The sequence below is a fragment of the Paenibacillus contaminans genome (assembly GCF_003285015.1).
GTDB classification, from domain to species: domain Bacteria; phylum Bacillota; class Bacilli; order Paenibacillales; family NBRC-103111; genus Paenibacillus_V; species Paenibacillus_V contaminans.
Genome location: NZ_QMFB01000009.1, coordinates 166806 through 190934, shown reverse-complemented (window position 1 = coordinate 190934; position 24129 = coordinate 166806). Strand labels below are relative to the sequence as shown.

Sequence of the window (24129 nt, the reverse complement as noted above, 5' to 3'; positions counted from 1 at the left end):
ATCACGCGTAGCCCCAGTGCGCGGTGTTACGCTGCATAACGACAGCCGGTCGACCACATGCGGCAGAGGGGAAGCCGATCCGACATTTCGTCTCTTTCGCACACGCTGCGCCGCCTTTTAAGGACAGACGTATTTACACAAATTGTATATGATTTTTCGTATAGAAATGTCGAAATTATGCGCGGAAGGATCAGATGTATATGAATGTTCATATAGAATAGCAGGAATGGACCCGGAATGATCAATTGTATATGAATTTTCATATAGATTCGTCCGAATTACCACTATGACGGTGAGCGACCACACTTCATGGAAAAAGCAAGAACCAGCAAGCCGAAAAAAGAGCAAATGCCACCTAGCCGGCGTTTGCTCTTTTTTGTTCCATTTATCGGACATTGCTCCACTTCACAGCAGTCCACCCCTCAACTCCGATAGGCTCCTGCTGACCCGAAGTACTGCTGCAACACTCGAATGTGACGACAGCAGTTATCTCGCATTTCCCGCAGCTCCGCTCGTCTTACCGGGAGATGCCGTCGAAGCGCCTTTGGCCGCGCCGTTTGCAGGCAGCGCAGGCCCGTAAGTCGGCGCCGAGGTAGGCGAGCCGCCGCCTGGCGAGACGCCTGGGGATGCGCTCGACACGCCGGACGTCTTGCCCGGCGACGACGCTCCTCCCGCCGGCGACGCCCCTGACGCGCCAGCCGAATTCCCCGGCGTTGCCCCAGGCGACGCTCCCGGCGAGCCGGACGGGCCCGCCGACGGCGTCGGGCTTATATCAGCGCCCGACGGGCTCGGCGATAACGAAGGCGCCGGCTCGTCCGGCTTGGCGATCAGCTTGTCGTAAACGAGCCAGCCGCCTCCGCCGAGCACTCCGATCAGCACGATCGCGCCTCCGCCAAGCACGAAAAGCCGCCGGAACAGCATTTTGTTCCGCTTGTACAGCTTTTTCAAACCGGAAGCCGTCTTGTCGTCGACATAATCCAGTACTTCGTCAACGCCGGCATTGCCGAGACGCCTCCACTTTCTTCTCAGCTGCGCGTCCTTCATCGACTCCCGATCGCGTTCGACGAAATGCGACTTCAGCTCGGCAATGAACGTGCGGGGCAGCCGCCCTTTATCGAGCATCCAAAAGACGAGGGCGTACACGCCCGCCTCATTTTTCTCCGCATGCACGGCTTGAAGCAGTGCGCCGTAATCGATAAAATCGGCGCTTGCCTGCGCGCTCCGCTCCCTTTCCTTCAGCGGTCTGTAAAAGGCGATGATCAGCCTGCCGAAGTCGGTCTCGCCGGATTTGCCGCCGATCAGAAATTTTTTCAGCAGCTGCTGAACCTGTCCCACCGCATCGAGCGGCAGGGAATCCAAATATTGATCCGGTCCCTTCACCTTCGTATCGGTCATGATCGCATCCAGCGTACGAAGCGCATCGTAATGATGCCGCCCGCGCTCGTCCAGCGATTCGCGGAACGTTTTTTTCCGCTCCTTCATAATGCGGATCACGTTGTCGTAATCTTCCTCGCTCAGCGCGTTTAACTCCAGCTTCCACAACAAGCATTGGTCGACTTCGGAAAGGACGTCCTCCCGGAATCCTTCAAAAGCTTGGGCGTACGGCTTCGCAATAACGAACGTATCGAAAAACCGGTGAATATCCAGCGTTCCGGCGACGAACCTGCGGTCATGCTCCAGCAGCTCCGGCAGCTTCGTTGCGAACTTCTCCCGAAAAAAAACATTTCCAAGCGCATCGGGCGTATTGTTCAGCCAGAAAGTCAGCTCCTTGAGAACGTCCTTATGCTTGCTCAGGTTTTTGATCCGTTCCTCCAAATAATCCTCAAACAGCGGCTTTGCCAGCTGAGCGCCGTACTGCACGAACACTTGGTTGAAAAATGCGACGAACAGCGGCTGATTCGCCGCAAGCGCCTTGTACACTTCAGCTACGTATTCGCTTTGCTGCGCGGACTTCCCGGCGTTGGCGACCAAAATCAAAAAAACGATGAACGGACGCTGGCTGCTCTCCTCGGCGATGCCGTAGTAATCGATAACCAGCTTCACCGCATCCAGCGGCGGCAAATTGCGGCTCGTAATCGTTTCCCGCTCATGATCGAACAACCGGATGAACAACCGATTCATCCGCTCTTCCCGCTCAATGCCGTACGCCTGCAAATAACCGTATATCCCATGCAGCACGCCAGCTTTATTACGCTCGTAAACCGTGTAATCGCCCGCTTCGATCCGATACAACGCACATAGCTCGTAGTAAGTCGAAACCGCAAGCGCCTTCGCTTTGTCGGCGGGAGCCAGCACCTCGTCGGCGAATTCGAAGAACGGAATCATCCGGTCCGGCTCCTGTATGTGCTCCCACGCAAAGTTCAAATATTCGTGATCGTCTCCTTGCAGCTCCACATTGGCAAATCGGCGGTTCGCGAAATCGAACAAATAATCCTTCTCGATGTTGCGCTCGCTTGGGCGAATATTTCCTTTCTCCACAAACACCACATGAAGATGATCCTTTCGCACCGGCTCGTAGCTGTAGGTCGTAAATCCGAGATGACGGCGTACGGCGTATGGCAGGCTGCGGTACAGCACCTCCATCAACCTTTTGGCGTATACGGACGTTTCCGAAACGTCGACATCGAGGGAAATATATACTTTCTTCTTGCTTGAAACGGCCATCATAATCGCGTACAAAAGCTTCTTGAACATGTCCTCGTTTATGGCGAGCTTGTTCCGCACGGCATTCAGCACCTCTGCATAAGGCACCCTTTCGAGCGGAATCTCGTCCAGCTCGGGAATCGTCTTACCGTTCCCGATATCGTACCGGCGCTGAAAACTCGCAGCATGGAAAACGGCCGACGGCTCAGCGACCAAGCCCTCAGCCCGTTCCCCCGGAACGATCAGATGATGGGCGAAAAACGTGTTCCGCTGGCCCGTAAAATCCGCTCCGGCGAATACGCTGCTGCCCAAAACCGTTTCCCCCGAATCGGCATGAAAAACCGTGTACGATTCCGGGTACTTGTCAAGATCGCTTTCGTTCCGGTCCGTCAATTCCTTCGGCGCATCGTATCCGCAGTACGGATGCAGCACTCTCTTGATAAATCCGCCGTCCAATCCCGCAGATTTGGCAATCGAATCGTAGCCCGCATTGGACCGGAACAGTCCTTCCCGTTCTCTGGTGTAATAATGCTGTTGGATGTCGGCCACGCTCATGCTCCCTCCTTGCCTTCGATGTACCCGAGCCGGTACAGGAGCCAGAGGAACGGTTCGTCAACGCGGATCGGCGTGATGACGCCTTTCACTTTCAAATCGACCGGATTGCTGCCGAGAGCCGACACGGCAAAGTAAGCTGTATCCGAGAAATTCACGTCGATCGCCCCCTTGAGCGGACGGTCCACCTTCTCGATAAACCGGCGAATTTCGCCGTTAATATTTTCGAACTCGGTCACATTGAACGTTTTGGCGTGCACCATATTATGAAACACGTTGCTGTTGCTGCGTATATATTCGCCGTCCTCTTCCTTCAAGAAGTGGAGCATATCGCTTTTGGTCAGCACAACCGCCGTCGGAATGTCCGTCTTGCCGCCCTGATGGCCGATGAAGGAGTCGAATAAGTTGATAATGACCTCGCGCGGACTGTCGTAACGGTCCGTAAAATCGCCGGGGCTCTCGCCCACGTTGATTTTGATCCGATCGCGGATCGTCTTGATTTGCAGCGGATCGATCAGCAGCAGCATGCCCGTCGAATTTTTGACGTGGGACGCCCGCATTTCCATATACGCGCGATCGGTCATGCCTTCCCCCGCGACATCGAAAAAAACGAGCGTCAACGGGTCCTTCGACTCGTCCTTAAACGTAAACTGGAAAATGAGCGGCTCCTGCACTTCGCTAACTTGCGTGGAACGAAGCACGTTACCCTGCTCGAACAGCGGCTCCTCGTACATGTCCCGGTATTTGCGGCTGATCTCCGTATTGATCGGCATGCAGGCCGCGTCGAAATTTCCGGCCGTCACGTGCTCCAGCGTATGGATAAGCGACGTCATATAAACCGACTTCCCCACCTGCGAAGGACCGATGATGGAAATAATATTGCTCGGCGTTTTACCCACGGTCAGAGGCAGATCGTTATGGCATTTCGGGCAAAGCCTTCTGCGGCTTACTACGTTGTACCGGTCGGTAATGCCGACGAGAACCCGTCCCGCATATATTTTGTTTTCCTCCGGAATCGTGTCGGGCGGAATGACCGCTTCCAGCTCGTCGAACGTACCGAGACCGAACCGCTTGCGGTACTGATTCAGCACCTCGTCCTCCGCCAGCGCGTAATCCTCGTCATCCTCCCGATAGTGGGCCGCCCTGAATTCGACTTCGTCAGGATGGTACTTTTCGAAGCAGAAAGGGCACACGATGTCGTAATACGGAGGTTTTTCCTTGACAACCGCCTTCTTGGTCCCGAATAAATTTTTTAAAAAACCAACCATGCCGATCCCCTCCCTAAACATTAGTGCTGCCAGTTGAACTGCTCCTCAGACCGTTTGCGGCTTGAGGCTGTCCGCTGCCTTTGTCGCGCCTCGGATCATTTCAAAACCTGCGGCTGCTGGTCTTCTATCATGCCATCGGGACATTTCGGGCTTGCGACACATCGCCTTCGAACGAGCCACTCCTGCAACTCGATTTTGCCTAATTGGAGGAGGAACACTTCCTTCGTTCACCTCTCGAGTCCGATAATGCACGCTTACAGAGCGATTTTTAGCATCTCTCCGCCAGATTCCTCATCCCAATTGGGCAAAATCGGATTCCAGCAGCAACAATGGCGCTTCTCCTCGTTGCAATTGGGTAAAATCGGACTCCAGCGAACACGGCCCTAGCCCTTCTCCAGAATTGCGGCTGTCTGTCACTTGCCCCGATCCCGGGCCCAGGCCATTCCCCGGGCTTTCGGCTGCCTTTTACACCCGCCTGCACGATCCAGCAAGCCCGAAGTCGCGCCGCCGAACAGCTCCCTACTGCCCGACAAACAGCCGGTACATTTCGGCGTATTTTTTCCCGTCCGTAAAAAACACCTTCACGTAATCGTTCTTGCCGATTTGAATATCGGCCATCTCGTTCGGCCCGGGCTCGAGATCGCGGATAAACGGGAATATCGTTCCGTCGTCGATGCTTGCCGGTATTCCGCCCTCTTTCTTGACATAACATAACGCTTCCTTGGGAACGGAAATATCCGCATAAAACGTAATTCGCACCAGCTTCGTCTTGCTGAACAGCCCGGTTTTATATTTGATTTTGCAATCGATCTTCGCTTTCCCCGTGCTGACCCGGATCACGTTGCCGCCGTCGGTTTGCCGGACGAGCCTGCTGCCTTCCCCGTCCCGGATAAACGGGTAGAGGTAATAAACGAATCTCCCGATCCCGTCGATTTTGTCGCGAAGGCCTCCGTTCGCCTTATACTCTTCGATCGTATAAAGCTTCATTTGCTTCTCGCCGGCCGGCTCGGCGGCCTCAGGCTCCGCATCGGCGGGAACTTTATGAATGTAAACGAATTGGAGGCCGTCCGGCCAATGCCAGTTCAAGATGCATTCGTGATTATGCAGGCGGGACGTCAGATTGGTTATGCGGAAATCGCCGTTTGCATATTCCACCCACTCCATCGCCATCACCCTTTCTCCGCTCGCTTCTTCAAAAGCCCTTGTTGATTTGATCCCGCTTGTCGCTGCCGAAGCCGCTGTCAGCCCGGCGTAGAGGCGAATAGCTTCGCATCGTGCGCGGAGCGTCGCCGCCTTCCTTGATCGGAATGACCGCAGAGAACAACGTCACGACAAGGGCCAAAAGGAGCGCGGCGAGCAATCTCCACCATTCCGAGTTTTCCGGCCAGCCGGAGATACCCCACTCCAGGGCCAAACCGGCCAGCAAACCTGCAACCGCTCCGCCGATGGAGAAATTGCGGGCCAGGAACCGGTTGTCGAACAGGAAGCCCAGCGCCAAGCCGAACAGGATGCCGATCCCCATGATCAGAACGACCCGCAGCAAGGCGGACAGCATGCTGTCTTGCGAAGAACCGGTTCGTTCGCCGACAAGGTGCCGGACCTGATTCTCTTCATAAATGCGGTCGAAGATGAACGTAAGCTCGCTCGATTCATCGACCCTGTGGTAGCTGCCGCCTGTTTGGCCGGCAATGTCCCGAAGCAGTGCCTCGCCTCCGGCATCCGCAGATACGCCGATCGTATGGATCGGTATTTGTTCTTGGCGGAACGGCTCCGTTACGGCCGGGACGTCCATGCTGCTGTAGCCGTCCGAAATGAGAATGACCAGGCTTCTGCGCTTTCCGGAGTCCGCTTCGATTTCCTTGCGCACCTCCGCAAGAGCCCGCGAAATTTCCGTGCCGCCGCCCGTCCTTTTGTACTCATTCAATTTCTGCGTAATCTCGTCCTTGACCGCTTGGCTTTGCAGCCGCATAAGCGGCTGGATCACGGTGGCTTGATCGTCGAAAGCGATAACCGCAGCCTGATTCGATTTTTTCATCTTCTGAATCAGATCCGTAGCAGCTTGAAAGCTTTGACGGTTCGGATCGTTGCCGTCCATGCTGCCCGACACGTCGATCGCCATCACGATATTTTCCGGCCGCTTAAAGCTGCCGACATTCAAGCCGTAAAGAAATTGAAATAACGCCCCGGCGGCAAACAGGAGCACCAGAGAGCTCGGGACGAGCATTTTCCATGACGTGCTTGCATACCGCTGCCGCCACCCTTTGCCGTTCAGCGCAGGAGAAATGATTTCGGCAAGCAGACAAAACAAGCTGACGAAAAACGCAAGCTGGCCGAAATAAATCGCCATTAAGACCACGTTCGGCAGCGAGCTTTCGTATTCGGCCAGCACGAATTCGCCGATGCCATATCCGACGGTTCCGCCGATCAGACTAAACAGAACCATCAGCCAATTTATTTTTCTTGTCATCATCTTATATGCCACTCCTTCCCCGGTGATAGCTGTTCGGATAACATGATTGCGACTATGTCCTTCCTCCCGGCCGGATCAGAGATCGGGAAGCTCGCTTAACGCGATCCCGTGCAAGCAAAACCCGTTGTCCAAGTAGGATTGGTAGTATTTCTTGTTGTTAATGACATAAAGAAGGTCGTTTATCTGAAACCCGCCCATGATGTTCAGCTTCTCAATCCCGCTCGATCGCTTCTCATGCACGCAGCCCAGCTTGTAGCCTCGCCGGCCTTCGTCGAATTGAAAAGCGTAGGTAACGAACTCGCTGTAGAAATCCCCGAAAACATACTTTTCCTCGTACCGGTTTTTGTGCGTATAGTTGTACACTTCCAAATGAATGACGGCCTGTTCCTCGAGCATGCCATAAAGCTCCTTGAACAGATCCTCCTTCGTCAGAACGTCGCGATGCTCATAACGGGCGGCGACGTTGGCGCGCTGCAGCAGCTCCTCCTCGAACGCAAGCCGGAACGGCTCTGCAGTCAATATCTCCTTCGCGCTGAAATCGATAAACCGCTCCAGCAGAGCCTGTTTTCCTCGCTTGAGATGCTCGAAGACGCTGCCGATATACCGGTCTTCGAAGTAAAAGGAGCCGCCCCGCTTGGCTTCCAGCTCAGCCGTTATATCCTCGACGACCTTCTCGTAATACAGCTCGATATTGTTCCCCAGCTCTTCTTCCGCTTCCCTTACGCTCAGCTGGCAATAGTCGGATAAACACCGCTCGATGTCGTCCATCTCTTCCACTTTCGTCTTCAATTCGCGGTGGACGTCCTCCAGCGCGAGCTCCATAGCTTGCAGCATTTTCAGTCCGAGCTCCAGCTGAACGACACGGTATTTACGGCCGTAAATCTCCTGGATAAAATACCGGATGAACTGCGTCAAATTGGCTTTCCCCTGAAACGGAAGACGGGAACGGGAAAACGGCTGAAGCTCGACCTGTTCCTGGTACAAGCTCTCCAGCTCGTCTTTGACAAGCGCAAGCTGCCGGCCCGCCTCTTTCATCGTTTTGCGGATTTCCTCGAAGAGGTTCCAACCGCCGCTTTTTTCCTCCATCCAATCGTAAGCGCAGTACAGACCGTAGTGAGGATCGGCAACGATATGGTACTCGACGATCCCTCTAACTTCCTCGCGAAAACGATGCGAAGCGAGCTGCTCCCGGGAAGGTTCGGCGACATTCCTCTCGAAAAACGCTTCCGCCGTATGGCCGTAAAGCTGCAGCTCCGCCTCCCGCAAGGATTGCTTGCGGATATCGTCGTAGGAAACCTTCTGCATCATGAGTGAAACCATTTCCTCGATACGCCGCTCATCCGGCATCCAAGCGCTTATTTTGCGTTCAAAGGCGGCGGGGCTCAAGCCGAACAGGTCGGCGATTTGCCGAGTGTCCACGTCCGCCGAAACTTTGAGCTTTCGCGTAATCTTCCGAAAAACCTGATAAATGACGGCTGCCGCAATCGCCTTATTCGGACGCTTGATTTTGGCGAAGCCCGCGGTCGCAAAAGCAGGAGCGCCGGAATCCGTCATGATGTTTTGCTTGAACTGCATATTGTTGTAGATATCGTTCTTCTCGGTGTAATCCGTCACCATCTTGCGGTTTTTCAACAGATTCATGCTGCAAATGATTTCGTAATTTTCTTCCATACCGCGTTCCGTAATGATGCCGCGCTCGTTTTTGTCGCTGAGCACGTACACAAGATCGAATAACGGCGCCGCATGCTCGACCGCCAGCCTGATCCCGTCCTCGGTCACCTGAAGTTGGCCTTCGTACCGGTAACGGTCGTTCTGGTAATGGTTCAATTCCCGCAGGAAGCCGACACTGACGGAAGAGGAGAAGCCGAACTCCTCCCCTTCCGATTTTTCCCTTATGAGCGTATAAAGATCGACCTGCACGATCCGAAACGAAGCGCCGAGTATCGACTTGGCCAAAAGCGTAATTTCCGGCACGAGCACATTGCAAGGGTCCTCCGCGCACGTGACGACAGATACGTTGATTCGTTGAAAAGACGAGTACAACCGTCCGAATTCGGACAGCTTGGAGCTTACGGCACGCAGCGTGCGGTTTAATTCCATGAGCTTCCGGTCGTCGCGATAAAATTCGGCGTGCAGCTCCTGCCGCCGCCGTTTGCGGTCTGCAGCGCCGTCGTTCACCTGAAATCGGACCACGTTCTCCTTTACCGCCGGTTCGTTCCCATAAACATGCACGTACATCACGCCCGCGCTGTTGCTCCATTTGCGCTCCACCAGGTCGGAGACTGCCGAGACGGCCGCCTTCGCTTTGTCCCCGATAAAGAGAAACATGACGGGATTATTGACGCTTCGCTGCTCGTCTCCGCTATCGGTCCGCTTCTCCATGTCGGCCGCATATCCTGTTGTAAACCGCCGCAGTACATCCCTCATGCTTGTTCCTCCATGCCGCTAGGGCGTGTCTGAATACTCCGTGGGGAGCAGATTTTGCCGAATTTTTGTTCCTCCATTAGCAAGGTTAGCTACGCTTTACCTTGCTGATTCCCCTACGGTAAACGCAACCGCCCAAAGGAGGGAGGAAACGTTTATCCTGGCCTGCAAGGCGCGTTTGTGAAGGCGTACCGGGGGTACGTCAAGCAAACGGAACGAAGCAGGGGGCGAAAAGGCGGTGAAAGATGACCCTGAGTGGGTGTTCAGACACGCCCTACTTCAAGTTTCTGCTCAATTCGCTCACTTTGGCCGCCGCTTTGCGGTAAAAGCCGTAAACCTCTTCGCCGTTTATGAGCTCGTCGCGGGTGAACTCCAGGTCCGATTTGGCTTCGTTCATGGAGGCGCCCATCTCGTCCAGCTTGCGGATCAGCTCCGCCACCTTCTCCTCGGAAGCGACCATATCCTGGTTGCGCCGCTCCGACTTGCGCGCGATCATCGCTTTGCGCTTGGCGTCCAGCTTTCTGAAGTGATCGAAAATCGTAAATTCCACATATTTATTAACCTTCGTCAAATTGACGAACGGCTCCCAATCGTCTTCCTCGTCGTTACGGTCATAGACGTATACCGCGCCGCGCTTGACGATCGTTCCGGTATACATGGCCTCGACGAATTGGTCGAGCAGCTTTTCCTCGTCCTGGAAGCCGCTGAGCACCGAATCGAGCACCGCGATTTGCGCTTCGATCGCCGTATATTTGTTCACTTCCTCACGGATTCGCTTCACAAGCTCCGGCGAACGGATAAAGTTGTCCAGCGCGACTTCCTGACCGCTGCTCGCAAAAATATCGCGTGCCCCTTCTTTATCCAGCCCTTGCTCAAGCAAAGCTTTCAGATCGTTGATGCACCGCTTGATTTCGCCCAAATTCGGACGCTGCTCCTGCAGCTGCATATTATAGCGGGCGACGAACGGCTCCACCTGGAACGGCTTCGTGTACACGCACTCGAACAGATTGCTCATCGAATAGTCGCTTTTCTTCTCTACGATGCACTTGTACTTCAGCGCCAGGCCGAACAACTCGCGGAGCTGGTCGTTATACGCTTTGATTCGCGCATTATGGTACATGTCGCCCCACGATTTCTCGGGAATCGGCGAAGGCAAATAGGTCCAGTTGTCTTTGTCGGTTTGGCGCAAATGCCGGCCTACGCCCTCTTTCTCGAGAATCGTCCGCTCATAGCTGTCTTCATAAACGCGAAGCGGCGTATACGTGAAGAGCGGTATGCCGTTTTTGGTGTTCAGCCAGAATATCCGGTTTTTGACTTCACTTTCCTTGACCGTAAACCGGGAATGGCTGATCGCGGTATTCTGGTAGTTCTTGACTCCTTTGAGAATGCTCGGCGCCTTGAGCGGCACGGAGACGAAGCCCCATGAAGGGAAATGCATGTTCCCCGAGCTGTTGCTCAAATGGAATACCGGAATCGATTCGTCATCCAGCTTCTTAGCGATTTTCGTCTCGATGATTTTCTCGATCGACTGGTCGTCGCCGTACTTGATCGTAAGAAACTCTTCCATCGATTTCGTAATCAAATCGCCGAATTTATCGCTGAGGAAATCCGAGATCGAGCCGACGATGTCGATTTCCTGCTCTTTAACCCAACGGTTCGAGTGCTCCAGCAGCTCGGCCGCGAAATCGCGGGTCAGCTCGTCGACATTTTTGCCGTCCATAATGGAGCCGACAACCTTCGCAATGTCCGGAACGCTGACAATGTTCCAGTAGTACGTCTTGTTGCCCTTATGGTCGACCGCTTCCTCCGCGTTCGTGAGAATATCGCCGTTTTTCTCGAAAATCTGGTTCAAGGCGTTTAAAATTTCCGTAAACACTTCGTAAATACGCGAATTTTGCTCGCGCAGCAGGTTGCGCACGTCGTCGTAAAACTCGAGCATCTGCTCGGCCCGCTCCATGTCAGCGACAAGCAAATATTGATTGATTTTCGCTTCGATGTACGCATTTTTCTTCTTATCCTTCGAAATAAAGGCGCTTCTCGCGTCGGTCAGCTTCTCGTTAGCCTGCTCCTTGGCGGTCTCGATCGCGCGCCGGCTGCGGTCCAAGCTCTCCTGCAGCGATTCGATGTAGGTGGAGATCATGTTCAGCAGGCAGTAGCCCTTCTGCGAATAAATGATCCGCGAAGCGAAGAACGGCCCCTGCGCCGGATTCATGAAAATGCGCTTCATCTGATCCGTAAACTGCTCCATAATGTGGGCGGGAGCCTGTTTTTTCGTTTTGACGTATTCTTCCTTCGCCCTTGCGATGAAGCCCTGCTCTAGCTCCATATCGATATTGACGACCTGCTGCTTGACGACATTGTTATAGCTGAGCCGTTCGCTGTTCTCGTAGCCGGGAAGCGGCTCCGGAACCCGTTCCTCGAATTTCCGGTGCACGGAGTCGGGATCGAGCCCGAGCTTCCTGACGAGCTTCTCGGTTTCGTCCTGGGACGGCATGGAGGCGAACATGTTCTCCATTTTTTTGAACAGCCGGTACGCCAAGTAGGTGGTCATTTCCTCGATCGGAAGAACGGCCGAGGAAGCGCCGATAATGTTGTACTTGTAGTTGGCCGGATACGGCTTGGGCATCTGGTTGATATTCATGTTGATGTTGCTGATGTAATCGTGTATGGCGAATTCCTCGCCGGAATGCTTTTCCTCGCTGGCCATGAAGTTGGTGATGTTCTCGGCCGTTACGTTCATGCAATAGTCGTACGCATTTTCAAGCGGCTTGCCTTCCAAATTTGTCGCCGATATGAGATGGCACAGATTGAACGGCGGCATGATGGAATTAACCTCCAGTACGCTCCCGTACCGCTGGCGGAACCGCTCGTTCCGCTCGTCGGTGTTCATCCAGTAGTCAAGCTCCTTAAGCGCCGCGTAGCCGTTCTTCTTGATATATTCGCTCGTATGCGCGGTGAGGCTTTTGTTCGACAAATTGACGTCGGGGGTAAACAAATAGCCGAGCATGCTGACCCGGTCGACGCCCGCGCTGCCGTGCTCCCGCTCGATAATGCCGCGCACGATGTAGGAAATATCCAGGAAGCAGCCGCTGCCCGTACCGCCGGAAAGACCGGTAAGTACGAAAACGAACAGCTTCTTGTTGGTGCCCTCGCAAAGTGATTTGATTTTGCGCTCGATCGTTTGCACGACTTGGTTGATCTTCGTAAACAGAAGCAGCCGTCCCGCCTGGCGTACGCCCTGCGCCCCGTTGATGCCGTCCGTCACGTTCAGCTCGGGCGACAGCCATTCGGTGATGTAAGGCTCGAGAATCGAGCGGTTCTGCAGCAAGCTGCCGATCTCCGCGTTCGACAGCAGGACGAATTCCGAAATCGGATCGAGCCCGATTCCTCTATATTTTTTGTTGCGGTCATGCTCGTTCGTCTCAAAAGCGAGAAACTCGACCTTGTCGGGCTTCTCCTTTCTTCTTTTGGAGATCGGATCCTCCGGAAGCTTGAACCGCCGGTTGATCTGATATTTTAAACGGAGAAGGGCGTCGATGCCCGTTCCCCCCAATCCGATAATAAGCATCGGGTTGTCGATCGTGTCTACGCGAATTTTATCGCTGACGATGCCGCCGCCTTGCGAGACGTCCAGCTGTTGAATATGTTCACGAACTACGGCTTTCATCTTGCATGCCCCCTAGTCGATGTATTCCATATAAATCGATTTTTGCACGTTTTGCAGCGATATTTTGATGCGGTCGTTCTTCTTCAGCTCTTTGCCCTTCGCGGCGTCCAGCGCCCTGCCCGCTTTCTCGATAAGGCAGCCGGATTTGTTCTGAATGACGAGCGAATCGTGCGGTCCCGGCAGCAGGACGATTTTATCTGTCTCCGCCAGCTCGGGAGCAAGCTGCAGCAGCTGATGCAGACGGAAGCTGCCTTTAAACGCGTTAAGCTTCTTAAATTGCGGATTCGACTTTTCTCCCGTATCCTCGTCGTGAATTTCGATCATGACTTGGCCGACGAAGCCTTTGTTTTTCTTACGCATATAAGCCATAAGCAAAATAGCTGCGGCAATGAGCGCAAGAAGCCCAACGCTTCCTAGTACTACGGTAAGCCATGGAAAAGGTTTCCCCTCTTCCTTCGGCTCCTCAGGCGCCGCAGGCGGCTGTGCCGTGCTTGCGGCCCCGCCGCCCGCCGATATTTCGACCGGCTTCGTCTCGCGGAAGAAGCTGCTGTCCTCCGCCTTCACCACGATTTGGTAGCGGTGTTTGTCTTTTATCTCAAAGCTTCCTTCGAAGCCGGCGCCCGCAACCGACATTTGCGCCTGCTCCGTCTTCAGCGTATCCATATCCGTGATGAGCAGGGTCGCTTTCATATTTTTGTACAGATCGGCACCGGTCTGCTTCTGCCCGTTATCCTCAAAATACGACTGTACCTTGACGGTATCGCCGACTTTGTACGTTTTGGCGGTGAGCGGGGCCATGACCAGCTGCAAGTCGTAATTGAAAATCAGGTTGATATCGATTTTATCCTGACTGACGCCCTTAACCTTCAGCTTCCAGTCGCCGCTTGCGGGCTTGGCCAGCTTTAGCAGGGAATACGTCTTCGATTTGGACAAGGTGACGCCTTCCGACGGAATCGCCTTCTGCTTGCCGGCCGGATCGATCAGCTGCAGCTCCACCGGCTTGCCCGACATGACGGAAATATTCGCCTCCAGCACATTGGCGTTCGGAATTGTGACGACGACTTCCTGGAACTCCCCGTTCGCCACGATGTTTTTCATCGGGATGACTTTCAGCTTCATGTGACTGGCGAAAATTTCGCTCAAAATTTGCGGCAGCGTGTCGGCCGTGCTCGTTACGAACGATTTGCCGTTCGTCTCCGAGGCGATTTTGGCGAGCGCGTCTTTGTTCAGCGATCCGTCGGCGTTCAGCCCGATCGTATAAATCGGTATGCCGTTATCCTTGGCCGTCTTCACGGCGGCCGCCAAGTCCTTGTCGGCCTGCTCGCTCGTGCGTCCGGAGCTCGGATTAAAATCGTTGTTGCCGTCGGCCATAAGCACGATCAGCGGAGAATGCCCCGGCTCCTTGCCGGACTGCAGCACCTTGAGGCCTTCCTTGAGCCCGACGGATATATCGGTGTAAGGTCCTCTCGTCAGCTGATCGATAAAGCTTTTAAGCTCCTCTTTGTCCTGCTCGGAGTTCATTTTGAGAAGCGCTTTTTCCCTTACGATCTGGTCGGTGTATGCGACTACTCCGATCTTGTCTCCCTGCAGCGAAGACATGTCCGTAAACATTTTCATCGCTTCGTTGCCGATTTTATTGCGGTCGCTGTCGTTCATGGAATTGCTGACGTCCACGACGAGAACGGCATCCAGCTTGGTTCCTTCATCTGCGTCCGCTGCGAAAACGGAAGGCATGAACGCGCTCCACAACAGCATGATGCAAATGGCCGCCATCAACAGGCGGAATATATAACTCTTGCTTATAGCCATCGATGTCCCCCCTATGGTCGAGTCTGTATGTCTCCCTGGTCAATTGACCCCAAAAGTTGTAATACTGCCCATGAATCGACGGGAAGCTCCAATATTCGCCACCTCAGACTCCATTCCATTATATTCTATTTCGGCTTGGAAAGACTAGAGCGCCGGCTCGTCTCATAGGCTCCCGCAGGAAGCGTTCTTTACCCGGTACGAACCTTGCCGGCATGCGGGAAATACAGCGGCAATGCGGCATTCCGTCTCCAAAATGATCCCTAGGATAGACGGCTGAACCGAGCGAAATGTTTCTTAAGACTTTCTTAGTTTTTTTAGGGCGTGTCTGGAGACTCCGAGGGGAGCAGATTTTGCCGAATTTTCGTTCCATGCAAGGCGCGTTTGTGAAGGCGTACCGGGGGTACGTCAAGCAAACGGAACGAAGCAGGGGGCGAAAAGGCGGTGAAAGATGCCCCTCAGTGGGTTTTCAGATACGCCCTAGCAGTCTATCCATAGTTCCATAGTTCTATAGTACACCATCGATAAGTCGGGATCGACTTTTACACGGCAGCTTGCCTCCGCCGGCATCGAGCGTCTGCTTCATCCGCAGTTTTAGGGCTGACCGGGGACAAATTCTCGCCCCCTCGTACTAGCGGTACCTTCCGTTCACTAGCAGGTTGACCACATCAAAATAAAGATACAGACGCAGCTGCGCTGCATACGAACCTGCTGTTTACCTGCGAGCTATTTACGAAAAGCCGGGCGGCAAACCTTAGATCAAACGCGGTCAATCTAACAGTAGCGTTTCAACTCTTAAACTGTAGTTTCCCCGCCGCTTCAAAGGCGCCATGATGAATGGAATTCGCTTCGCCCCTGCCCCTTTGTGCGATTAGTGGAGAAAACCTTATTGTTCATGAGGCTATCCTCACTATTTCGCAGGTATAATACTCGTTCTCGCCCATTAGTGAGGCAAACGCAACTATCAATTTCGTTTGACTCACTAATAGTTGCATTTGCCTCATTATGCCACCAGATCACGGGTTTTCGGTTAGAAATAGTGAGGTTCGCCTCACGAATAGTAATCTTTTCCTTATTATGAGGACCACTACTCGTTGCACGATCAAGTGCTTACATCTTAAGAATCGATAGTATAAGTGTTGAAATGCTAATAGTACGTTGACCGCATGAAATGCAAGGTTTGGGTGCTCGCGGCCTTATACGAACCCGTCCTTTCCACTGCGGATTTTCTCATGAAAAGCGCGGGCAGAAAACCTAGATCAAACGCGATCAAGTTAATAGCAGCTTTCCAACTCTAACGATAGACCCGCAAGTCAGCATCCTAAAATTTCGCCTGATAAAATCGGTATGTCAAACGGATAAAATCATTCATGTACAGAAAATGTGACAGTCGATATTATTGATAATGGTTATCAATATCAATTAACCTTTTGCAAATTTAGGGAGGACACAGAGATGAAAGCTTTACGATTGCTGCTGATGTTGCTGCTTACCTTCGCGGTTACTGCGTGCGGGGCCGGAAATTCAGGAGAGTCGGGCGGGCAAAAAACGGACGCCAAGCAAGCGGCAAACTCGCCGCAGCCCTCAGCCGCCTCCGGCACGGACGGGGAGAAGACGATCCAGCATGCGATGGGGAGCATTACCTTAAAAAAACAGCCGGAACGGGTTGTCTTATTGTTTAACGGGATGGTCGACAATTCCATTGCGCTTGGCGTCAAACCGGCGGGTGCCGTTGAATCTTGGGAAGAAAAGCCGTGGTATCAGTTTCTGCGAGATAAAATGGACGGAGTCAAAAATTTGGGCGAGGAAACCCAACCCAATATCGAAGCGATCATCGCTTTAAAACCGGATCTCATTATCGGCGCCAAATCGCGCCACGAGAAAATTTATCCGCAATTATCCAGTATCGCGCCGACGTTAATGGTAGAGAACGTGTTTGACTGGAAAGGAAATCTGCAGCTTGGCGCTGCCGCGTTGTACAAGGAAAAGGAAGCGGAGCAAATTCTCAGTAAGTGGGATAAGCGCGTAGCTGAGTTCAAGACGAAGGTCGGCAGCAGTCTGAGCACAACGGAAGTTTCGATCATCCGATTCGAGGGCGACGGCAGCTCCCGTATCTATATAACGGGGTTTGCCGGTTCGATTTTCCAGGAGCTTGGTCTTACGCGGCCGAAGTCCCAACAGGTGGAAGGCAAAACGGTGGTTAATCTAACCTCCAAGGAGCAAATGGCACAGCTGGACGGGGATTATATTTTCGATATCACGCGATTTACCGAAGGGGATGAAAGCAGGCGGCAAAGCCATGAAGCATGGACATCGCATCCGCTGTGGAAAAATTTGAAGGGCGTCAAAGCCGGCAAATACTTCCCCGTCGACGTCATAACGTGGAATTTGAGCGCAGGTGCTTTGGCGGCGCAATCCCTGATGGACGACTTGTACAAATATTTCGAAATCAAGTAACGGCAACTTTCAAGGATAAACGGCTTCGCCGTCCTAACGCTTTCGAAGAAAGCGACTTTGTAATCATTAGCTAAGGGCTGGCGCGTTTACCGGGGTTGAGAGCCGCTTCCACGATATACTTTTCTGCCCTGAAATACGATATTCATTCATCAGTGTGTGCCGTGAAACGGCATGGAAGTCCGATAAACTCATAAAATGCCAAATGAATGAGCGGTCCGCTCATTCATTTGACATGACGAGGAGATTTTAGCAAATGCCCGTAAGGAGAACGAATGGTTGGAGAGCGGCGGGACTGGCGGCAGGCTGCCTCGTGCTGCTGCTTAGCATGGCCGCGAGCGTCATGTACGGCTCCGTCAACTACAACTGGTCTATCGCATGGGACGCCGCCTTCCACTATGACGAGAATGTCATGGAGCAGATGATTGTCCGCACGACGCGAATGCCGCGGGCGTTTATCGCCGCCGCGGTCGGGGCGAGTCTGGCTGTTGCGGGAGCCTTGATGCAGACCTTGACCCGCAACCCGCTTGCTTCGCCGGGCGTGCTGGGCGTCAATGCCGGAGCGAGCTTCATCGTGGTCCTGGCGGCCATTATGTTTTCGGTTTCGTCCATGCAAGTATTGATGTGGCTTGCATTTGCCGGAGCGGCCTTGGGTGCGGCAGTGGTCTTCATGCTGGGTTCGCTGGGCCGGGACGGACTGACGCCGATGAAGATGGTGCTGGCCGGCGCCGCAATGACGGCGCTGTTCTCGTCTTTTACCCAAGGCATTCTGGTGCTGAATAAACAAGGGCTCGGCACCGTGCTGTACTGGTTGACCGGTACGATTGCCGGGCGCGAGCCGGATATGCTGGCTGTCGTCTTGCCGTATATGATCATTTGCTGGATCGCATCATGGTTCATATCCCGGGATTTGAACGTCCTGATGATGGGCGAGGATACGGCCAAAGGTCTGGGGCAGAAAACGGCGTGGCTCAAGGCGGCGGCCGGGCTGATCGTAGTCGTTCTGGCCGGCGGAGCCGTCTCCGTGGCCGGGCCGATCGGATTTATCGGCGTAGTCATCCCCCACATCGCACGGTTTTTCTCCGGAATCGACCATCGCTGGGTTATTCCTTATTGCGCCGTATTTGGAGCGATTCTGCTTATTGCCGCCGATCTGGCGGCGCGCTTCATCATGATTCCGGAGGAAGTGCCGGTAGGCGTTATGACGGCGCTGATCGGCGTGCCATTCTTTTTTTACATTGCCCGAAGGGGGATTGTCCGATCATGAAAAGCTTCATGAAAGCGTACGCTCCCTATCGCTCGGGAAGGCAGAACCTATCGTTTCTCGTTCATAAGAAAACGGTGTTCGTTGCGTCCGTGTTGCTGGTCGCCAGTGTCGTCATCGCCATTGTCAGCACCGGTCTGGGGGAAATGTACATTTCCCCGCTCAATGTGCTTCGCGCCGTGTTCGGCGCCGGGGCCGAGGAGCATGTCATGGTGATCCAGAAGCTGCGTTTGCCGAGGATTATCGTCGCTATGCTGGCAGGAGCCGCTTTGGCCGGATCAGGCGCTTTGCTGCAGGGGATGATACGCAATCCGCTTGCTTCTCCCGACATTATCGGCGTTACCGGCGGCGCCTCCGTATCGGCGGTTTTATTCCTTACTTACCTGTCCGGACAAATCAGCATCCGCTGGATGCCGTTTTTTGCGATGGCCGGCGCCGTTCTGGCTTCGATTTTGCTGTACTTGCTGGCCTGGAAAAAAGGGATCACACCCGTGCGGCTTATTCTGATCGGCATCGGCATGGCTTCTTTGACCTCGGCGGCAACGACCATGATGATCCTGTTCAGCCCGAAAAACGATCCCGGCCAAGCCTATTTGTGGATGACCGGATCCGTATATGCAGCCAACTGGGAAAATGTGCTGACGATTCTTCCCTGGGCGCTGGTCCTGCTTCCGCTTGCTTTCCTCCTCTCCCGCCACGTCAACATCGGCCAGCTTGGCGACGATATCGCGGCCAGCGCAGGCAGTGCGGTCGAGCGAAATCGCCTGATATTGCTGCTCATCAGCGTCGCGCTGGCAGCGGCGGCGGTATCGGTTGCCGGCGGCATCGGATTTGTCGGATTGCTGGCCCCGCACATGGCGCGCAAGCTCGTCGGGTCGAGCTTTACCCGGCTGTTACCCGTTTCCGTGCTGCTGGGCGGCATGATCGTGATGCTGGCGGACCTGGCCGGAAGAACGTTTTTTCTTCCGCTCGATGTTCCGGCAGGCGTCTTTACGTCTGCCGTCGGAGCTCCGTTTTTTATTTATTTGCTGTATGCCAAACGGAAGGAGCAGTAAAGGTGCCGATATTGGAAACCCGAAATCTCAGTTTATCCTATGGTCATGAACGGATTATCGAGCAGCTTGATCTTACTGTGCCGAGAAAGCAGATTACGGTATTCATCGGTTCGAACGGATGCGGCAAATCGACGCTGCTTCGCTCGATGGCCCGTTTGCTGAAGCCCGAGCAAGGAGAAATCATTCTCGACGGCAGGCAAATTCGGGAGCTGCCTACGAAGGAAATTGCCAAGCGATTGGCAATCTTGCCGCAAGGCCCGATTACGCCGGAAGGCCTGACCGTATTTCAACTGGTGAAGCAAGGGCGTTATCCTTACCAGCATTGGATCAAGCAATGGTCGGAGGAGGATGAGCGCATGGTCGTTCAGGCTATGGAAGCGACCAAAATGCTGGAATTGGCGGATAAGCCGGTAGACTCTTTATCCGGCGGTCAACGGCAGCGGGCGTGGATCGCCATGACCTTGGCCCAGGGGACCCGGACGATTTTGCTGGACGAACCGACGACTTATTTGGATATGGCGCATCAAATCGACATTCTCGATCTGCTGTTCGAACTGAATGCGCAGTCACGGACGACTGTCGTCATGGTGCTTCACGATTTGAATCTGGCCTGCCGCTATGCGCACCATATCGTAGCGATCAAAGACAAATCGGTGTACGCGCAAGGCAAACCGGAGGACGTCATCCACGAGGAACTGGTCAAAGCGGTGTTCGGTATGGAATGCAAGGTGATACCGGATCCGTTTTTTACAACGCCCCTGTGCATCCCGAAGGGGAAAGGAAGGATTGCTGCGCCGGTCACCCCCTATCCGGCCAGTTTAAATAACGAGACCCATTCAGAGAGGAAGATGGATTTTGAAACCGTTGGAAAAAAGTGAAACGCCGGTAGCGGACTTGATCAAGGCGAGAAGAACGGTCAGACTGTTTACGAACGACGAGGTTCCCGAGACGCTGCTGCTGGAGCTGCTGAACGCGGCCGTATGGGCCCCAAACCACGAATATCGACAGCCTTGGCGGTTTATCTTGTTCCAAGGCGAAGCCAGACGAACCTTCGCTGAAGCGATGGTCCGTACCTATGATGCTGAGGATATGGCGAAATATGGACCTAAAAAGCGGGAATACCTCGAATCCGTCCCGGCCCATCTTATTGTCGTGCTCAAGGAAGATCCGCGCCAGAAGGTTTGGGATGAGGATTACGCCGCCGTATGCAGCCTGATTCAAAATTTTCAACTGGCCGCCTGGGAGCAAGGACTTGGAGTCGTGTGGAAAACAAACCACTATAATTACGATCCCTCATTCCGCGAGACGGTTGGCGTGCAGCCGGGGGAAAAAATAGCCGGCGTGCTTCACATCGGTTATCCGAAAGTTGTTCCGCCAGCTCGTCCCCGTACGCCAGCCGAGGAATTGCTGACCGTCTTCAAATAAAACCTTCCATTCCGATAAAAAAACAGCTATACTGACATTGCTGATAATGATTCTCATTGATATGTCATGGGAAATACGGGCGCCGCTCCGGCGGACGTCCCGTTTCTTCCCGACGCTGTGGCCAGGAAGGTGAAGACATATGCTGTCCTGCACTGTTCCCCAATATCCTCTTATGCTGCTTTCCTCTCTCCATAAACGCCGCTTCCGCTCCAAGCATGTATTGTCCCGTCAACCGATTCCAAGCAATATGCTGTGCGTGATCATCCAGGGAAAAGGTTTGCTGCATCTCGATCATCGTGCAATCCCCCTACAGCCGAACCAAATTTATTTTCTGCAGCCGTCGATGAACGTAGATATCATCCTCGAATCGAGCTGCATCGAATATTATGTGCTCATGTTCAGCAGTGTAACTGTCGGAAAACGTCTGGGGAATTGGACCTGCTCGCCGGGCGATGAGGCCCGTATGCCGCTTCCGCCTGGCAGGCTGCAGATTCGATCGGTCAAGCCGATCCTCAACCGGATTGAGCGGATGTATCGCAACAGGCGTTCGCACCCCGATCAGGCACAGAGGCTGCAGCTTGAGTTCCAGTCGCTTCTGCAGGCCATAGCCGATGATGTATCCGAGCAGGACGAGCCGGCGGCGGAACATGGAGGTATCGACCAAACTGTCGCATATATGTATAAGCATTTTCATGAAAAGGTAAAGCTGGATACGTTGTCCGATATAGCGGGGCTGACACAAACCTCATACTCCAGAAGCTTCAAGAAAGCCAAAGGAGTATCGCCGATGGAATACTTGAATCAGATTCGGATCGACAGCTCCAAGCAGATGCTGGAACAAAACTACTCCGTTAAAGAGGCGGCCGAATCCGTCGGCATCGGCAATCCGTTCTATTTCAGCAGGATGTTCAAGCGAGCGATAGGAATCTCCCCCGCCGTTTACGTCCAAAGAAGACAGCTTCGCGTAGCCGTTGCTTGCTCCTTTCGTTATGAGGACAATCTTCGTTCTCTTGGCATCGAGCCGCTGGCCGAGCTGAACAAAGGCCTCTATGTGGAGCTAAGCCCGGAGGAGTACGACATTGAGGTCGGACAGCAACTGCAGCTTCTCCGTCAAGCATGCCCGGATCTCATCATCGCAGACTGCCGGCATCGTCAGTTCTACGAGCAGCTGAAGCGGATCGCGCCGACCGTCGTATTGGAATTTACCGCGAACTGGCGGCAAAATCACCGAAAAATCGCCGAGCTAGTAGGCAGAGAAAGTGAAGCGGAGCAAAATCTTCGCAAGGTCGAACAAAAAATACAAGACGCCCGAAAACGATTAAGCTCCATCCACCCCGGCGAAACGTTCTCCTTCATGCGCCTGTACAGCCAAAAAGTCAGGATGCAGGGGCTCGCCAACCATCCGATGAATACATTGCTGTATGCGGAGCTCGGCCTGAAGCCGGGCGGCAGTGTGCCGCCGGACATTCAATACCGGGAGTTCGATGTGCACCAGGTGCCGCCGTTCGATACGGACTATTTGTACATTTGCAAGCTCGAGGAGCTTGACGGCACGGCGGAGTTCCTGACCCGGATGCAGCAGAACGCATGCCGGGACGGGATACAGGCTGCTTCGAACCAGCACATTCGTTTGGTATCGAACTGGATAGGCAAAAGCTGGTCGCCGATCGGGCAGTTTCAGATTATGGATGAACTGCTGGAAGGGGAAGTATCACAAGGATAACCGGCTTCGTTGTGGACGAACGCGTTACCGTCGAAGTCGGAATTACCGAAACATCAAGCGGTATCGATCAGCAAATCAAGCTCTGACAGTCCCTGAACCGAGTTGAATTTCCGGAGCAGGGGTTGTTTGCGTATAATAGTAAACGGAAGGCTTTAAAGGATTTCTACCGAAGACGGTGAATTACAGGAATTAGGGAGTGTTCCGACCTCCAGGAAAACGATCGTGATCATAAGGCGGCTTTTCGGAACAATCTCTAAAACGGAAGGAGCATTCATTTGACATTATCCTTGATGCAAACCGTTGTTTACGGCATTTGTCTCCTAGCCATCGCGTGTTACGCGGTCTTTCAAACGCTTTTCATACTGCGTAAGCGCAGCCCTGCTCAAGATCAAACAGACGCGCTTCTGCTGAAACTATTAAACGGTGAGAGTGATCGAGATGAAAAAGCTAGCCGTTCAATTTAGCAAACCGGCCCTTACTAAATACACCTTCGATCGCCTGAAGCTTTGCCGGAAATGCGAAATCTACACGGTGCTGGACAATACGCACTGCCAAGCATGCGGGAGCCAAAGTCCCTTTGTCTCCTTCCGCGATTATTCCGATACGCTGTGCCGGCGCAAATTCTATACGGAATCGGCGCTTGCGCTCGCGCTCGGCTGCATTGCCGTCGTCATGGCTTCTACGATTCCGCAGCTGCTTGCCGCGGCGGGCGTTACATTGGCCCTGCCCTTGTTTCTCTGGCTGCTCTATCGCAAAGCGCTTCCCCGCAGACAGTCGATCCAGCTGGAGAAGCTTGTTCTTCATGAGCACAAGAAGATTCTCGAGGGTTTGGAAAAAGACATTCTAAGCGCCATCGCCGACGCCAACGAGGAGAAATTCAAGCCCGCTTACGAGAAGCTCCGGGAGATCAGCGTTTTCCTTCATAACGATAATATCAAGAAGGTCAAAATCGTAATCCTGAACCGCTTCGTGCTGCGCCGCGACATGAATCTTGAGTTGGAATCGCTGATCCCGTCCGATTTCGACAAGGATTTCGTCTATTACCTTCTCGAGGTGTCCAAAGTGAACAGGCAGCTGATGAAAAGCAAAACGTTCGACTATATCATCCGGTACAGGCACGCCATCGCGCAAATGGAAGACGGAACGGATCTGCTCGTGAATGCGGCCGGTGCGGCTCTGCGGTTGAAGCAGTATGTCGACCGCTACATGGAGCTGATTTTGCCCCACCTGGACGCTCTTCCTAGGGAACGCCTGCTTCGTTTATGCAAGCTGCTCGCTTCGCGGGAATCCGGTGAATGGCAAGAGCTGTACGCCCGCACGAAAGACGTTGTCAAGAAAAAATACGACTTCGACCCGGAATTCAAAGGGGTCATCTAGG

Annotated in this window: 14 protein-coding genes; 7 read left to right on the top strand and 7 right to left on the bottom strand. The window is 53.7% G+C overall.

All coding sequences use genetic code 11. The features are described from left to right. Positions 1-486: 486 nt before the first annotated feature. From DQG23_RS17065 to DQG23_RS17035, 7 genes are all read right to left on the bottom strand, one after another. A complete protein-coding gene (locus DQG23_RS17065; protein WP_146762323.1) occupies positions 487-3192 on the bottom strand; it encodes a GAP1-N2 domain-containing protein in 2706 nt (901 codons plus the stop codon). A gap of 2 nt (positions 3193-3194) precedes the next feature. Next, the gene (locus DQG23_RS17060) at positions 3195-4463 is read right to left on the bottom strand and encodes a TRAFAC clade GTPase domain-containing protein (protein WP_113032071.1); all 1269 of its coding nucleotides are present in this window, start codon (positions 4461-4463) and stop codon (positions 3195-3197) included. A gap of 519 nt (positions 4464-4982) precedes the next feature. After that, complete coding sequence (locus DQG23_RS17055) at positions 4983-5633, bottom strand: beta-mannanase (protein WP_238177916.1); 651 nt, start codon at positions 5631-5633, stop codon at positions 4983-4985. 22 nt (positions 5634-5655) lie between these two features. Next, entirely contained in the window at positions 5656-6933 is a 1278-nt protein-coding gene (locus tag DQG23_RS17050) for a vWA domain-containing protein (protein WP_113032070.1), read from the bottom strand. Between the two features lie 75 nt (positions 6934-7008). Beyond that, positions 7009-9360, bottom strand: coding sequence for a hypothetical protein (locus DQG23_RS17045; RefSeq protein WP_113032069.1), 2352 nt, complete (start codon positions 9358-9360; stop codon positions 7009-7011). 271 nt (positions 9361-9631) lie between these two features. Then, positions 9632-13024 (bottom strand): tubulin-like doman-containing protein, encoded by a 3393-nt coding sequence (locus tag DQG23_RS17040; RefSeq protein WP_113032068.1) that lies wholly within the window; start codon positions 13022-13024, stop codon positions 9632-9634. A gap of 12 nt (positions 13025-13036) precedes the next feature. Further along, positions 13037-14833, bottom strand: a complete 1797-nt coding sequence (locus DQG23_RS17035) for a vWA domain-containing protein (RefSeq protein WP_192894603.1) — start codon at positions 14831-14833, stop codon at positions 13037-13039. Positions 14834-16285: 1452 nt separating this feature from the next. Between DQG23_RS17035 and DQG23_RS17030 the strand changes: the two genes are divergently transcribed. From DQG23_RS17030 to DQG23_RS17000, 7 genes are all read left to right on the top strand, one after another. Further along, positions 16286-17287 (top strand): ABC transporter substrate-binding protein, encoded by a 1002-nt coding sequence (locus tag DQG23_RS17030; RefSeq protein WP_113032067.1) that lies wholly within the window; start codon positions 16286-16288, stop codon positions 17285-17287. A gap of 253 nt (positions 17288-17540) precedes the next feature. After that, positions 17541-18551 carry a FecCD family ABC transporter permease gene (locus tag DQG23_RS17025; protein WP_113032066.1) on the top strand — a complete coding sequence of 337 codons (1011 nt, stop codon included), beginning with the start codon at positions 17541-17543 and terminating at the stop codon, positions 18549-18551. Positions 18552-18559: 8 nt separating this feature from the next. Further along, positions 18560-19603 carry a FecCD family ABC transporter permease gene (locus DQG23_RS17020; RefSeq protein ID WP_113032169.1) on the top strand — a complete coding sequence of 348 codons (1044 nt, stop codon included), beginning with the start codon at positions 18560-18562 and terminating at the stop codon, positions 19601-19603. Positions 19604-19605: 2 nt separating this feature from the next. Next, positions 19606-20481, top strand: a complete 876-nt coding sequence (locus DQG23_RS17015; RefSeq protein WP_113032065.1) for an ABC transporter ATP-binding protein — start codon at positions 19606-19608, stop codon at positions 20479-20481. After that, positions 20459-21028: a nitroreductase family protein gene (locus DQG23_RS17010; RefSeq protein ID WP_113032064.1), complete on the top strand. Its 570-nt coding sequence runs from the start codon at positions 20459-20461 to the stop codon at positions 21026-21028. Before DQG23_RS17015 ends, DQG23_RS17010 begins: the two co-directional genes overlap by 23 nt. A gap of 139 nt (positions 21029-21167) precedes the next feature. After that, on the top strand, positions 21168-22751 hold the full coding sequence (locus DQG23_RS17005) for an AraC family transcriptional regulator (protein ID WP_113032063.1): 1584 nt from the start codon (positions 21168-21170) through the stop codon (positions 22749-22751). 438 nt (positions 22752-23189) lie between these two features. After that, on the top strand, positions 23190-24128 hold the full coding sequence (locus DQG23_RS17000) for a hypothetical protein (RefSeq protein WP_113032062.1): 939 nt from the start codon (positions 23190-23192) through the stop codon (positions 24126-24128). The last annotated feature ends 1 nt before the right edge of the window (position 24129 follow it).

Coding starts and splice junctions, on each gene's coding strand:
- DQG23_RS17005 (WP_113032063.1), top strand. CDS start 21,168: ATGCTGTCCTGCACTGTTCCCCAATATCCTCTTATGCTGCTTTCCTCT.
- DQG23_RS17060 (WP_113032071.1), bottom strand. CDS start 4,463: ATGGTTGGTTTTTTAAAAAATTTATTCGGGACCAAGAAGGCGGTTGTC.
- DQG23_RS17000 (WP_113032062.1), top strand. CDS start 23,190: ATGAAAAAGCTAGCCGTTCAATTTAGCAAACCGGCCCTTACTAAATAC.
- DQG23_RS17030 (WP_113032067.1), top strand. CDS start 16,286: ATGAAAGCTTTACGATTGCTGCTGATGTTGCTGCTTACCTTCGCGGTT.
- DQG23_RS17040 (WP_113032068.1), bottom strand. CDS start 13,024: ATGAAAGCCGTAGTTCGTGAACATATTCAACAGCTGGACGTCTCGCAA.
- DQG23_RS17035 (WP_192894603.1), bottom strand. CDS start 14,833: ATGGCTATAAGCAAGAGTTATATATTCCGCCTGTTGATGGCGGCCATT.
- DQG23_RS17020 (WP_113032169.1), top strand. CDS start 18,560: ATGAAAGCGTACGCTCCCTATCGCTCGGGAAGGCAGAACCTATCGTTT.
- DQG23_RS17045 (WP_113032069.1), bottom strand. CDS start 9,360: ATGAGGGATGTACTGCGGCGGTTTACAACAGGATATGCGGCCGACATG.
- DQG23_RS17050 (WP_113032070.1), bottom strand. CDS start 6,933: ATGATGACAAGAAAAATAAATTGGCTGATGGTTCTGTTTAGTCTGATC.
- DQG23_RS17055 (WP_238177916.1), bottom strand. CDS start 5,633: ATGGCGATGGAGTGGGTGGAATATGCAAACGGCGATTTCCGCATAACC.
- DQG23_RS17025 (WP_113032066.1), top strand. CDS start 17,541: ATGCCCGTAAGGAGAACGAATGGTTGGAGAGCGGCGGGACTGGCGGCA.